Raw genomic sequence first — 14503 nt, forward strand, 5'->3', positions numbered from 1 at the left:
GCGCGTAGCAGAAGCTCTATCAACTTTGTAAAACTAAGGTACCTAAAGGGATATTTAGGGATATTTATAAATGTTTCCGCAGGTAGAATGGGTATTTAACGAAAATACGGCTTTGCCATACATGCCCTCGGGCACCACGTAGGTGGTTTTTGACAAGCAGAAGGGTCTTCTTCGGGAGACCCTTTTTCTTCTCCAAATTACTATAGGCGTTTGGCGGGACATTTTGGTTTCTATCAAGCCTTAAATCGGCGAACAGCAGCGATTGAACGATATGCGCTGCTCTTCCACCTTATGCTTCCTTATACTTCTAGGACAGACCATATACATGCCCCCGTACCTACATGCCTCTTATCCCTTTTGAACTGCTTGCAAGACATGCATAGCTCGCGTTGCCTTTTTCGACGTAAGGTGCCAGCCACCGCAATACGGGCAGCGATACCAATCGAGCGGCTTCTTAAATTGCTTCATGTAGATGAAGCACATGCTTGCCGCAAATTGCTCATTGCGATAACGATGCTTATTAAGACAGGTACGACATCTCACCCAATCTTCGTAGCACTGAGATTCGGACAGCTCTTCTCTCAAGCGCGCCCGCTCTTCTTCAATGAGACGAGCTCGGCGTACCCGCTCGTTTTTAATCCATTTTTTCGTCCGGTTGAACGCCGCAGAGTTTCTCATCGTCTGCACTCCTTCCGCAAGCACGGGAATCAACGTATGCCAAGCCTATCTCCCCGCGCGGACATAGCCATAAAGCCAGCACGTATGACTCACACGAAGTGCGTTCTCCTATTACAATGGGAATGAAATAACGATGTTTGCAGTCGCATGCAAAGAAAATGATCGTGCGCAACGAAGCTCGCGGCACATAACGAACCCCGTGCCGCATACGCCTTCCAGCATCCGTAACTGTCCGTACCCGCTCGTAACCGTCCACGTTCACCCGTACTAGCCCATGTAAACCCACGCCACCCACACAGAGGAGCCCCATGGCAGGACAGATTAACTACCAGCTCGCACGCTTTGTTGCAAGCTATGGAGACGCAAGCAAGATCCCTGCTTCCACCTGCCCGGAAGTCAGCTTTGTCGGCCGCTCAAACGTGGGCAAGTCAAGCATTATGAATAAGCTTTTTAACCGTAAAAACCTCGTGAAGGTATCAAGTACGCCAGGCAAAACAGCCAATGTCAATTTCTTTGAGGCTGATGGAATTCACTTTGTGGATCTTCCAGGTTATGGCTATGCGCAGCGCTCAAAGGCGGAGCGGGATCGCTGGAAAGACCTCATCGGTGAGTTTTTTGAGCTTGATCGAAGCTTTAATCTCGTCGTTTCACTCATCGATATTCGCCATGAACCATCTGCTCTCGATCACCAGATGATCGACTATCTGAATGCGTCGGGCCTCCCGTTTGTAATTGCCCTCACCAAGGCAGACAAGCTCTCTCGGGGTCGAGCCGACCAACAGCGATCCGCTATTGCTCGCATCCTTGGGATGCGCCCGGCCGATCTCCTCATTACCTCATCTGACAATGGTCAAGGCATTGATGAGCTGAAAGAAATCATTGAGCTGCACTGCCTTGGCCAAGAGTAAACAGGCCTCTGCATCGCAGAATGCCCCCGACGCACCGACTAATCGAGCTCCTTGAGACCACGGCAAAGCGCCCAATACTCTCCGTGCAACGCTAACAGCTCCTCGTGCGTTCCACGCTCTACGATTCTTCCCTGGTCAAGCACCATGATCGCATCGGCGTCGCGAACTGTAGACAGCCGGTGTGCAATGATGAAGGTTGTCCTGCCCCGCATGATCCTATCCATACCGCGCTCAATGAGCTTTTCGGTACGGGTATCAATACTCGAAGTAGCCTCATCCAAAATGAGCACGGGTGGATCAGCAACCGCAACCCGTGCAATCGCGATGAGCTGGCGCTGACCTTGAGACAGATTAGCTCCGTCTCCGGTTACCGGCGTATCGTATCCTTGCGGGAGGCGGCGAATAAACGAGTCCGCGCAGGCATCGCGAGCAGCCGCGCGCACCTCCTCATCAGTCGCATCGAGCTTTCCAAAGCGAATATTATCTGCAATCGTGCCGCTGAACAGATGAGTATCCTGCAACACCATCCCAAGCGCCCAGCGCAGGTCAGCCTTCGCAATTTCGCGCACGTCAATTCCGTCAAAGGTAATCTCGCCTGAATCAACATCGTAAAACCTGCTTATGAGGTTTGTGATTGTTGTTTTTCCTGCTCCGGTAGAACCTACAAAGGCAATCTTTTGACCAGGATGAGCAACCAAATCCAAACCTTTTAGAACCGGACGATTCGCCACATAGCCAAAATCGACCGCGTGCAGTCGTACATCACCAGAAAGTGGAATCGTTTTACACGCCAGTTCGGTTCCATCAGCTGCCTGACAACCTGATACGACCGGCAAGACCTTGCCCCAAGCGCCTACCCCATAGCCATCAGGTATTCGCCAAGCCCACAATCCCTTTCCTACCTGTTCAATCCTGACCTTACCCGCATCTATCTCAGGTTCAAGATCCATCGCAGCAAAGAGTCGCTCGGCTCCCGCCAAGGCATTCAAAAGGAAATTTCCTAACTGAGTAAACTGATTAATTGGCTGAGCGGCTTGACGCACAAAAACCAAATAGCTCGCAATTGCACCCACATCGGCCATGCCGCGCACCGCCAAAATGCCGCCAACCACAGCCACCAAGGCGTAGTTTACATAGCCAATGCAAACCGTAACCGGCACCATCGACGCAGCAAACGCGATAGCGCTCGCGCCTGATGCCTCCAGGGAAATGTTGTGCTTATCAAAACCCGCCAAGTTTGCTGCCTCGCGGTTATATACCTTGACCACCTTCTGGCCAGATGTCATCTCCTCAATATAGCCATCCAGCTCACCAAGCATAGCCTGCTGGCTGCCAAACGCCTGCTTGCTTTTCTTACTTGCAAAGCGGGCATACCAAACAATGATGGCATCGCAAACAAGGGTAATGAGGGTGATCCGCCAATCCAAAACCACGAGCAGCACCGTAAGCCCGACCATCTGGATTGCTGCTTGAACCATGTTGGCAAAGCTGTTATTGAGCGCTTCGGATACCGTATCCACATCGTTAGTGAAATAACTCATGATGTCGCCCGTGCGAGTTTGATCAAAAAACGAGAGCGGCAAACGTTGGATATGCGCAAACAGGTCACGCCGGATATCAAAAACAACCTTTTGAGCTGCTCGTACCATGATCTGAGAATAACCAAGAGCAGAAAGTGCTCCGGCAGCATAAATAAGAGCAGTCAGACCAACTTGAGCAACGAGCAGCTCGTGGCTGCCCGTGGCAAGCCCGTTCACAATTGGCCTGATCATATAGGTGCCGGCAAGATTTGCCACAGCAGAAATAATAACGAGTACTGCCACGACCATCAGGGAGTGGCGGGCGTGACCCATATAGGTGAGTAAGCGCGAAATGGTAGATCCAAGATTTGCTGGTCGTAAGCGAGCTGACATACTAGCCACGGCACTCACCTCCCGTCTTGCTGGTCACATGCAAGGCTTCGGCATGTGCACCCTCTGCGCTCTCTTTCGTATTCAGCCCCGCGTCTTGTGCACCCAGTACTTCATCATGCAGACCCAGAGCTTCGCTGCTCGCACCCGTGGCGATGCCTTGTGCGGCCAGCTCCGCGTCATGCGTGCCCTCCGCACCACGCTTCGCGCCCACTGCGCCGTCTTTCACATCCGCCAGACTGGCCTCTGAGTCTGAACCATCATCGGAGACACAAAACTCCATCTGAGAGGCGTGGATCTCTCTAAAGATAGGATCGCTCTCCAACAGGCGAGCAGGCGTATCGAGGGCGTGCAGATGACCATCATCGAGCACCGCCACATGATCTGCATCCATAATCGAGGTAATACGCTGAGCAATAACGATCAGGGTCACGCCTTCAATAGAAGCAAGGTTGGTTCGAACCTGTGCATCGGTTGCCATATCAAGCGCGCTCATTGCATCATCAAAGATGAGAATCTTAGGTCGCTTCACCAAGGTTCGAGCAATGCACAAACGCTGACGCTGACCTCCGGAGACACCAGCACCACCCTGCCCCAGGTCTCCATCCAAGCCACCAATCCGATCCAAAAACTCATCGGCACAGGCCAGCTTACAAGCATGCAAGAGCTCCTCATCGGTTGCCTCAGGGTTTCCCCACAGCAAGTTCTCTCGAACCGTCCCGGTAAAGAGCACATTGTTCTGCAAAACGATGCCCACCGCATCGCGCAAGCAAGCAATATCGTAGTCCCGCACATCGTGGCCACCCACAAGCACACGGCCAGATGCTGCATCATAAAGCCTGGGAATCAGCTGAACGAGCGAGGTCTTTCCCGAGCCCGTGCCGCCTAAGATACCCAGCCACGATCCTGCAGGAATATCTAAGCTCACCTGCTCAAGCACATCCTCTTCAGCAGTTGCCTGATAACGAAACGAAACATTCTCAAAGCGCACCGAACCGGAGGCAACCTCAGTAATGGGATGAGCAGGGCATGCAAGGATTGGACGCTCAGCGAGTACATCTCCCACTCGATGCACGCTCGTAAGAGCACGCATGAGCAGTAAAAACACGTTTGAGATCATCACGAGCGAAGTCATAATCAGCAATACGTAGCTCATAAAGCCCGTGAGCTGTCCCACGCCGAGCCTACCCTCGAGCACCATCGAGCCGCCAAAAAGCAGAACCAAAATTGCTGTTACATACATTGATGCCTGAAAGAGCGGAAGATTAAGCACGGCAGTACCAAAGGTTTGAGTAGAGACTCGTGCTAAGCCCTCATTTGCCTGACCAAAAATTCCACGCTGATGCTCTTCTCGAACATAGGCTTTAACAGCGCGCACCGCTGTTAGATCCTCACGGAGCACACCGTTGAGACTATCAACCGCCTCTTGGAGCTGCCGATACAGTGGTGCTACCCGACGCGCAATCAAGGCAAGTGCTATGGCTAAGACGGGCAACACAATTGCAAACACAACGGCGAGCTCAGTATTGATGAGCATGGCATATACCAGACCCATGACCAAAAGAACCGGCCCTCGCACGCAGGGGCGAAAGCCAGTAGAAAATGCATTTTGAATAACCGTAATATCGGTCGTCATCCTCGTTACCAAAGAAGCCGTGCGATACCGGTCAAGATTCTCAAAATCAAACTGCTGGATTGCGGCATAGACCGAACGACGCAGTGAGGTAGCCAAGCCCATGGCTGCACGAGAGGCAAATCGTGCATACAAAAGTCCAAGACCTAAGGCAAGCAAAGAAAGGGCAATCATGATGAGGCCTTGTTGAATGATAAAAGCCTCATTTCGAGCAGCAACACCGTGGTCAATAATGCCGGCCATGAGCACAGGAATAAACAGCTCGAGGGACGTCTCGATAGCCACCACGATCACACCCGCGATTGCCTGAAAGCGATGACACCCTCTCATATGCTCTAAGAGCAATTTGAACCCACTACCCATAACCGACTCCTCAGCCTCATCTAACTGCTTGCTTATCATCCTCCCATACCCGCTTCGCACGCCGATCAGCGCTCGATCATACCAAACGACACGCGACCCTCAAGTTAGCGGCTTTTGATTCGCTTCAATCCGGCAGCGGCCACAAAAGGCTGTTACTATTCACCCTCAGCAGGCAGCGTGCCACGTGCAAGTACGGCCTCAAGCGCATCTTCGTCCAAAACAGGAATTCCCAAAGACTCTGCCTTTGCAAGCTTTGATCCCGCTCCAGGCCCTGCCACCACATAGCTTGTCTTTTTAGAAACTGAACCGGTAACCTTTGCACCAAGAGCTCGCAAGGCATCCCCCGCTTCATCGCGAGTGCGCCGCTCAAGGCTTCCGGTTAACACAAAGGTGAGGCCTGCCAAAGGCTGCGCCTCAATGAGATCTGCATCAACGCCTGCCATAGCAGCGGTTTTTGAAGCGCGTATATCCTCAGCGAGTGCAAAGCCTGCCAGTTTGAGACGCTCCAACACTTTCAGATTCTCTGGTACCGAGAAAAACATGCGTACGCTCTGGGCAATTTTGGGGCCGATGCCATCAATCTGAGCAATCTCATCTTCACTTGCTGCAGCTAAGGCTTCCATATGTAAGAACCGAGCTGCAATGAGCTCGCCCACGCGCTTGCCCACATGCCGAATACCAAGTGCAAACAGCACCCGGCTGAGCGGCTGCGCCTTTGATTTCTCAAGCTCAGACACGATCTTTTCTGCAATGGTCGTGCCCACCGGGATGGGATCTCCCGCCAAAACTCCGCGCCTCTTATCATCTTTTTGATAGACACGCCCCGTATCGAGCTCGGCAATATCTTGAACGCTAAGCCGGTAAAAATCTGCCACGTCATGCACTAAATCGGCACCAATGAGACGATCTACCAGCTCAACTCCCAAACCATCGATATCCATGCAGCCACGACTTGCCCAATGAATTAAACGCTCTTTGAGCTGTGCTGGACAATCGAGCGCAATGCAGCGATACGCCACCTCATCGTCTTCGCGTACCACGGGGTTATTGCAAGCTGGGCAAGTCTCAGGCATCTTCCACGGCAACGCATCTTGAGGGCGCAGATCTCGAAGGACCTCTACCACCTCGGGAATCACGTCGCCCGCTTTATGAACCACAATCGTGTCGCCCACTCGAACGTCTTTGCGATGCACCTCATCCTCGTTGTGCAAGGTCGCACGAGCAATGGTAGAGCCTGCTACGGTTACCGGATCAAACTCAGCTACGGGAGTGAGCACGCCTGTTCGCCCAACCTGGATGCGGATCTGTCGTAGGATCGTTTTTTTCTGCTCAGGCGGAAACTTAAAAGCGATTGCCCAGCGAGGAGCGCGCGCTGTAAAACCTAGGCGTTCTTGCTGCTCAAAACTGTCAACCTTAACTACCACGCCATCAATATCATAGGGAAGGTCTGCCCTGTGCTCTTGGGCGTGAGCACAAAACTCATGAACCTCGGCTGGCGATGAGCACGTTGCCACCTGTGGATTCACACTAAAGCCAGCGTCTTTTAACCAAGCGAGGAAGGCATGCTGTGAGCGAACATGCACGGGAGCTGTATCTGCCGCCGCATAAATAAAGCTCGCGAGATCGCGCTGAGCAGTAATGGCCGGATCTTTTTGGCGAAGGCTCCCGGCAGCAGCATTGCGTGGGTTGGCAAACGGCGGGGCTCCCTCAGCATCAGCCATTTCATTCAGGCGCAAAAAGCTCGCCTTGGGCATATAGATCTCACCGCGCACCTCAATCGTTCCCGCGCGATCTTCGCCCATCTGTGCAAGGGCTGGCTCATGCAAAAGACCAGGCACATCCGTGATCGTACGAACGTTCAGACTTACATCTTCGCCCGTGGTTCCATCACCTCGCGTGGCAGCACGTACGAACGAACCATTTTGATAGGTAAGCGCCACACCAAGACCATCGATCTTGAGCTCGCAGGTATAGGTAACCGCCCCCGCACCTAAGGCTTCCTCAGTACGGGCAAGCCACGCATCAAGCTCAGCAAGATCCATAGCATCATCCATGGAATACATCCGCGCCATATGCGTAACGGGACTAAACTGAGCAGCAACATAGCCCCCCACACGCTGGGTATAGCTCTCAGGCACCACTAGATCGGGATAGGTCACTTCTAAATTGAGGAGCTCAGCGAGCAGCGCATCAAAAGCGGCATCAGTAATCTCAGGAGCATCAAGAGCGTAATAGCGATAGGCATGATAGTCCAGCTGACGGCGAAGATCTGCCGCGCGCACCTGAGCGGCTGCATACTTGGCATCAGCCTCAGAGTCACCTGCAGGACTTGCCGGAGCTGGGGCATCAAACAGGCTTTCCTGAACGTTTCGCTGCGCTTGCGCCGACGCAGTACCTGAGTCTAACTTGTGCTGGGCTTGAGCCTTGGCCAAGGGATGCTTCTCAAACGCAGCAGGCATACCTGAGCCTGTCTCACCCTGGGACTTGACTGACGCATCCGACTCAAGCTTGGCACGAATGCCTGAGTCTACCTCGCGCTCATCTTCAAACATTATCCCCTGCTGCTCGCCCATGTGTCCTCCTGAAAAGCCCAGCCTGGCTGATTGCAACTCCTGCCTGTGAGGCAACGCACTCCCACGTTCACTCAAGGCACCGCGTGCAATCGCTCATGGCGCATCGTATCCCAGTTAGCATACCAGCCTCATGCACGCTCTTCTTCTATTAGGACGAGCACCGCGCATACGCACACTCACTGAGCAGATGCGGCCGTTACTTTTCAAGATTGCAAGCACGAGATACCCGAGCAGTTAAGGCACGTATCGCGGCGCGTAGCGCAGCAGGAATCTCAGCAGGTATCGCAACAGGGATAACCGCTGGCATGAGGACGCCTGCAAAAGAAGGAATCGTTTGAACAAACGGATCTATCGATCCTCCTTACGAAAGCATGCCGGATGCAATACCGATCACACCAGAAAACGCAAGTGCCAAAAAAGAGGCCGTAACCAGTGCCAAGGGCAAGCCCCGCATAGCCTTGGGCACCAAGGCAGCGTCGACACGATTCATGATCGATTCAAATAAGACAACGGCTAAGAAGACACCTAAGCCTGCACCCAACGAGGCTCCTATGAGCGACTCAGGTGTGGCCACGCCAGCATCACAGCTTGCAGCATTCATGAGCGGAGCAGCAAGAAGCGCTGCATTTACTGCAATGAACGCCGCCTCACGGCGCACCTGCTCAGGCTCTTTTGTTTTACCTCGAAGCTCCACGACGAACGCTCCAGCAATGGCAAGAACAGCATTTATGAGTACGAGCACTACGGGAGCAAAAAAGCCCATTTCCTGCGGTACCAAAATTCCCACATACAAAGCTGAGCCAACAAGGCCTGTTACTACAGTTGCAAGGCCCAAAAGGACACCAAAACGCAGGGTATCTTGCGGGCACATCGATATGATATAGACACTCACCATGGCGACGACCTGGGCAAAGACGAGATTGTTATCGAGCGCTTGAGAGATCATAGATGTCACCACGCTCATGCGCGATCCCCTCCTTGGACGTGAGTCTTGCCTGGGCACACTGCCTGTATAAGTGCAGCTATTGCCGCGAGTATCAAATATGATCCCGCAGGCTTCGCAAAAATCGAAAGCGGTGCTGCCATAAGGAATGGCACCTCAATGCCTGCCACCACACCCGTTGCGAGCAATCCTGAAAGCGCGCCAGCAAGTGCAAGAGAAACGAGGGATCCAAGAGCAGCGATGCACGCATCCGCAAAGCTAAGCCGGTTGAGAGAGGTGGTATCCGGATCATGCTCGATCTGCCCAGGCACAAACTCACGCTGCGCTAAAAACACCGATGCCATGCCACTTGCCGCACAAAGAGGCAGATAAAAGCCCAGATCACGGTAGATTGCTGGCACCATAATGCGCACAGCAAATCCAACGAGCACCATAAGAGCCGCATTGATCATCAGCCCGATCGCGAGACGAGCAGTGCGCCCGGCAATGCGATCGGCACACGGGGCGATAAGGGCTGCAGACACAATAGCGATCGCCGACACCGCGCCAATCGCAAGACCGGTCTCCAGTGAGCGAGCAACAGCAACACCTGGCAAGGCTCCAGCAACAATCAGAAAAGCGCGAGAGTATACAAGCTCAGCAATACGTCGGTCTTGTTGTGCCACCAAATCGGGATGCAAAGCCATCTCACTCACCTCCCAGCTGGGCAAAGGCCTCAAACGCAATATTGATATCATCCACTACCGCAGATGATGTAAAGGTTGCACCAGACACGCCATCCACCTGAATCTCTGATCCAGAAGGCTTTTTGATCGTGAGTACGCCTTTGGCTTCCATGCCGGTAAAGCTGTCAAAAAACTCTTCGGTCAGCGCTTCGGTGCCAATGCCTTCCGTTTCATCTTCTGCAACAATTTGAATGCCAGCCACCTTACCCTCAGCAGAAATGCCTATCAACAGCTCAACGTCACCATCGTAGCCCTCTGCTTTTACATCAAAAACAAAGTCTCCCGCATCCGTGCGCCATGCTGACTCCAAGCCTTCAATCTCGGGGATATCTACCTGAGTAAAGGTTGCCTGAGGAAAGATCAGATCACGCGCTGACCCGCCTTGAGTGTCCTCAAGCGTCGCATCTGATGCTTGCAAAGCAGACTTGAGCCCCGTATGAACAGCCGTTGTAATGCCAGCCAGCGCAAAGACGACGATGAGCATAAGTGCCACGTTATAGACAGGATTGTTCTTGTGACGGTCAATCCAGCAGGTAACTGGCGCTCCCTTACACGAGGACATGCTGAGCACCTCCTGACAAGGCAGGCCGCGTATAGCGATCAATGAGCGGCACAAAGAGATTCATGAACAGAATTGAGAAGGCAACACCTTCTGGCGCAGAAGTAAACAGACGCACCAGCGCGGTAATAATGCCGCAGCCCAAGCCAAAGATAATCTTGCCCCGAGGCGTCATAGGCGTTGTGCTGTAATCGGTTGCCATATAAAAAGCTCCCAGCGCAAGACCTCCCGAGAGCAAATGAAAGACCACATCCTGACCTGCAAGAGCCATAATTGCTCCAACAGCTGCAATAAAGGGAACCGTCGCCCAAGCGTCTACAATACGAAGTGCGAGTAAAAAGAGGTAGCCCACGAACAGGGTGAGCACACAGGTCTCACCAAGCGATCCTGCATGAACTCCGAGCAAAAGATCCATCACGCTATACGAGGCAGAACCCGAAGCAGCGGCGGCAAGCGGAGTAGCTCCCGTTAAGGCATCGGTCGTACTAAACACAACCTGGGGATAAAAAGCGAGAGCGCTCGGCAGCGCCACCATGATAAAGATGCGGCCAGCAACAGCAGGGTTTGCAAAATTATTGCCAATGCCACCAAAAAGCATCTTGGCACACACGATAGCAAAAACCGTGCCGAGGGCTCCCACCCAAAGCGGGCAGGTAGCAGGCAGGCTGAAGGCTAAAAGCACTGCGGTTACCACACAGGATAAATCTCCTGCGGTGGAGGGACGCTTCATGAGCTTGCAACAAAGATGCTCAGCGGCAATGGCTACCAAAGCATAGGTGAGCACCAGCAAGGGAACATTCAAGCCAAAGAGAACGGTTGCAGCTATGAGGGTGGGCAGCAACGACACGAGCACACAGCCCATAATTTTGCTCGTAGTAGCGCGGCCGTGAATATGCGGCGACGCCTCGGTAATGAGATTCATACGCTTTACGCCTCCTTTGGCTTGGTCAGGCGGGCAGTTTCTGAGCGAAGCCAGTCCTTACCCTCACGGATGCTTGCCACAATCCGGCGATGTGCCGGGCAAGAAAAGACGCATGATCCGCATTCCATACAGTTCATGACTGCAAACTCATCTAGGGCAGCGGTATCTGAGCGACGAGCCGCCCCATCAAGCGCGAAAGGCATGAGCCCCAAAGGGCAGGCTAAAACGCAGCGACCACAGCGGATGCAAGGCGTTTCATCTGGCAGGATAGCCTGATCATGGAAGAACAAAATGGCATTGTTTGCCTTAATGACTGGGCACTCAATATCATCAATCGTGCGGCCCATCATCGGGCCGCCCATGATGATTTTTCTTGGCTCGCGGTCAAAACCACCAACGCCGTCAATAATCTCATGCACACTCATACCAAGCGGCACAAGATAGTTACCCGGGTTCTTAACGCAGTCTCCCGCGATCGTCATCACCTTGTACACAAGCGGGCGACCGGTTTGGAAGAAGTACTCCACGCGAGCAACGGTGGTCACATTCATAACCAAGCAGCCCACATCCACCGGGAGACCTCCGGCAGGAACATCTCTTCCCGTTGTGGCATGGATGAGTACCTTTTCTCCGCCAGCGGGGTATTTGGTGGGAATCGAGAGTACCTCAATGAGCTCACTCAAGCCCTGCTCTACCACGATCTTCTGCAAATGCTGGATGGCTTCAGGCTTATTATCCTCAATACCAATGGCCACCTCAGGAATAGAAAGCGCACGAGCAATACGCGCAGCACCTGCAATGACTAAGTCTCCGTGCTCCATCATCTGGCGGAAATCACTCGTAATATAAGGCTCGCACTCCATACCGTTAATAACTACAGCCTCAAAACGCTTGCCCTTGGGAGCTTGCATCTTAAACCAGGTAGGAAAGGCAGCGCCACCAAGACCTACAATGCCCGAAGCGCGCACACAGTCAATAAACTCATCCTGAGTTGTATACGTAGGAATCTCTAGATGAGGATCTGCCTCGTGTTTGCCATCAGATGCAATCTCGACCACATATGAGGAAACTCCCGTTGGCAAGACCTCTTCTACCACGGCCTCTACCGTGCCAGAAACGCTTGCGTGAACAGGAGCATATAACCCCTCACCATCGCCAATAAGCGTGCCTACGTATACGTGATCTTGAGGCGCAACAACTGGCTTACACGGAGCACCAATATGCATGTTCATAGGAATGCGCACACGCTTTGGTTGCTCAATGAACCTACACGCATGATCGCGCATGTCTTTATATTGAGGCGGATGCACACCACCTCTCGTTGTATGAAGCGTGAACATATCTCCCCTTCCACCACGCTTGGTGCAGCTGAGCTGGCGACGGCGATCGTCGTGCCCATATGCGCTTTCTGTTTATCTTAGCGTGTTTTGAGGGGTATGGGGTGTTTGAAAACGCAACAAGCCCGGCGGCGTACTGCCTACCGGGCTTGTTGTATCTGTCCCTATGAGAGGTGCTTATCAGGAACAGCACACATCTCGAAGCTGCAGATCACGAAGTGCGTATGCAGCGCGCAGACCTGTGCTGAACCTGGTCAAGCTTGCTGTACCGGGCACGATGCATGGCGAATTGCTGGCTTAGCGACCGAGCAATCGCTCCAGATAGCGCAAGAATTCCTGCTCCTGCATGCCATTGCCAGCATCACCTTGCTCGGGCGCATCCTGGTCTTGCTCGCGATTCCTCAAGGCCTCATCAGATCCGAGAGTAACCTCAAGATCCTCAATTTTGCCCTGTCTGAAAACTGTGAGCTTCACCTTATCCCCAACCGCACGCTCCCGCAGCGCAATGATCAAGCCGTCGGCAGAGTTCACACTGGCATCGTCTACAGCAGTAATCACATCGCCGCGTTTAAGACCAGCTGCAGCAGCAGGACCGTCCGGCTCAACAGACATCACTTGAGCACCAATGGCCTCAGAGCTGGTACCAGTTAGGGCGTTCACCGTAGAAAGCTTGACTCCTAAATAGGGATGCACCGGAACCTTGCCCTCGATAATCTGGCTTGCAATATTTTTTGCATAGTTGATAGGAATGGCAAAGCCCACGCCTGCGCTCGATCCAGAAGGACTCTCAATTACTGAGTTAATTCCAATCAGATCGCCCTTTGCGTTTACCAGAGCGCCACCAGAATTGCCCGGATTAATTGCCGCATCAGTCTGAATCAGATTTGCGTAAATGCTCGTACCCGATGCATTCGGCAAGGCTGTAGAGCGATACAGAGCACTTACGATACCGGTAGACACCGACTGCTCGTTACCAAAGGGGTTACCAATTGCCATCACCCACTGGCCAACCTTCAAGCCATCCGAATCACCTAAATTAATAGGAACCAGATCCAGATTTTGAGCGTCTTTCACCCGAACCACTGCCAAGTCACTTGAGGGGTCAGAGCCTACAATCTCTGCCTCGCGGGTCTCCCCATTATTAAAGGTCACCGTAAAGCTCGTAACGCCCTCAATAACGTGGTAGTTGGTAAGAATATTGCCCTGAGCGTCAATCACCACACCCGAACCCACACTTGCCTTGATGCCGCCACGCTCACCCTTGGTGGGATCTGGCTCAGTAACTGAGCTAATGGAGACCACCGAAGGCAAGGCCTTAGTAGCCACAGCCTCTGCCAAGCTCGTATCCTCAGGCTTGATCTCAATTTGTTGCGGGGAGCCTAAAGACGGAACCGTACCGGTTGACTTCAAGTCGCCCCCTGCAAGCCGAAAGGCACCCGACATGAGCAGGGCAATAACCAAGACCGCACCGACCAACAGACCAGAAAGTGCCGCGATAAAGACTGGAAGTTTTTTCGCTCGAGTTTTTACCACCGTATGGTGCACCGTCTCTGAGCCTGCTACCTGCTCAGGCTGGGCATCATCAGAAACAAAGACTGCAGGCTTTGATGCACTGCTCGAGCCCGCAGCAGCAGGACTAACCGGAGGTGGTGCGGGAGCACCAGAGTCCGCCCTATACTCAGATCCCCGAGCGACTTCAGGAGCTTGAGGAGTTTGAGGTGTTGTTTCAACCTCAACGTGCGGCGTAACAGATCCCGTTACGCTCGGACGCTGAGAGGTGTTTTCCTCGTTCATGTCGATCCCTTCTCACAAGCAATGATCGATAATTGCATGCAACCTGTTGTACCCCGATGCCGGATACGAAGCATCTACAATGCCCTAACTACTGAGGGACTCCACAGCAGATACTCAATACATACGCACAAAAGAGCTCAACCTATAGCTGCAGCCAG

The 14503-nt window shown here is 53.0% G+C and carries 11 protein-coding genes; 1 reads left to right on the top strand and 10 read right to left on the bottom strand.

Annotated elements, in window-relative coordinates; genetic code table 11:
* Window positions 1-348: 348 nt before the first annotated feature.
* Window positions 349-678 (bottom strand): hypothetical protein, encoded by a 330-nt coding sequence (locus tag K6V98_RS02630; protein WP_222199035.1) that lies wholly within the window; start codon window positions 676-678, stop codon window positions 349-351.
* 308 nt (window positions 679-986) lie between these two features.
* On the opposite strand from K6V98_RS02630, the gene yihA reads away from it, so the two are divergent.
* Entirely contained in the window at window positions 987-1586 is a 600-nt protein-coding gene (yihA, locus tag K6V98_RS02635) for a ribosome biogenesis GTP-binding protein YihA/YsxC (RefSeq protein WP_222199036.1), read from the top strand.
* Window positions 1587-1624: 38 nt separating this feature from the next.
* On the opposite strand, the gene K6V98_RS02640 is transcribed toward yihA, so the two are convergent.
* The 9 genes from K6V98_RS02640 to K6V98_RS02680 all read right to left on the bottom strand — a co-directional run bounded on the left by K6V98_RS02640 (window position 1625) and on the right by K6V98_RS02680 (window position 14345).
* The gene (locus K6V98_RS02640; RefSeq protein ID WP_306792744.1) at window positions 1625-3499 is read right to left on the bottom strand and encodes an ABC transporter ATP-binding protein; all 1875 of its coding nucleotides are present in this window, start codon (window positions 3497-3499) and stop codon (window positions 1625-1627) included.
* A gap of 1 nt (window position 3500) precedes the next feature.
* On the bottom strand, window positions 3501-5531 hold the full coding sequence (locus K6V98_RS02645) for an ABC transporter ATP-binding protein (RefSeq protein ID WP_306792716.1): 2031 nt from the start codon (window positions 5529-5531) through the stop codon (window positions 3501-3503).
* A gap of 116 nt (window positions 5532-5647) precedes the next feature.
* Window positions 5648-8065, bottom strand: a complete 2418-nt coding sequence (ligA, locus tag K6V98_RS02650; protein WP_306792717.1) for an NAD-dependent DNA ligase LigA — start codon at window positions 8063-8065, stop codon at window positions 5648-5650.
* Between the two features lie 361 nt (window positions 8066-8426).
* Window positions 8427-9029 carry an Rnf-Nqr domain containing protein gene (locus tag K6V98_RS02655; protein ID WP_222199038.1) on the bottom strand — a complete coding sequence of 201 codons (603 nt, stop codon included), beginning with the start codon at window positions 9027-9029 and terminating at the stop codon, window positions 8427-8429.
* A complete protein-coding gene (locus K6V98_RS02660; protein ID WP_222199039.1) occupies window positions 9026-9694 on the bottom strand; it encodes an Rnf-Nqr domain containing protein in 669 nt (222 codons plus the stop codon). The genes K6V98_RS02655 and K6V98_RS02660 overlap by 4 nt, the downstream gene beginning before the upstream one ends.
* 1 nt (window position 9695) lies before the next feature.
* Complete coding sequence (locus K6V98_RS02665) at window positions 9696-10295, bottom strand: RnfABCDGE type electron transport complex subunit G (RefSeq protein WP_306792718.1); 600 nt, start codon at window positions 10293-10295, stop codon at window positions 9696-9698.
* On the bottom strand, window positions 10282-11214 hold the full coding sequence (locus tag K6V98_RS02670; protein WP_222199040.1) for an RnfABCDGE type electron transport complex subunit D: 933 nt from the start codon (window positions 11212-11214) through the stop codon (window positions 10282-10284). Before K6V98_RS02670 ends, K6V98_RS02665 begins: the two co-directional genes overlap by 14 nt.
* A gap of 5 nt (window positions 11215-11219) precedes the next feature.
* A complete protein-coding gene (gene rsxC / locus K6V98_RS02675; RefSeq protein ID WP_222199041.1) occupies window positions 11220-12554 on the bottom strand; it encodes an electron transport complex subunit RsxC in 1335 nt (444 codons plus the stop codon).
* Between the two features lie 294 nt (window positions 12555-12848).
* Window positions 12849-14345: a S1C family serine protease gene (locus K6V98_RS02680; protein WP_222199042.1), complete on the bottom strand. Its 1497-nt coding sequence runs from the start codon at window positions 14343-14345 to the stop codon at window positions 12849-12851.
* Window positions 14346-14503: the final 158 nt, after the last annotated feature.

The organism is Collinsella ureilytica (assembly GCF_019795105.1).
GTDB classification, from domain to species: Bacteria; Actinomycetota; Coriobacteriia; order Coriobacteriales; family Coriobacteriaceae; genus Collinsella; species Collinsella ureilytica.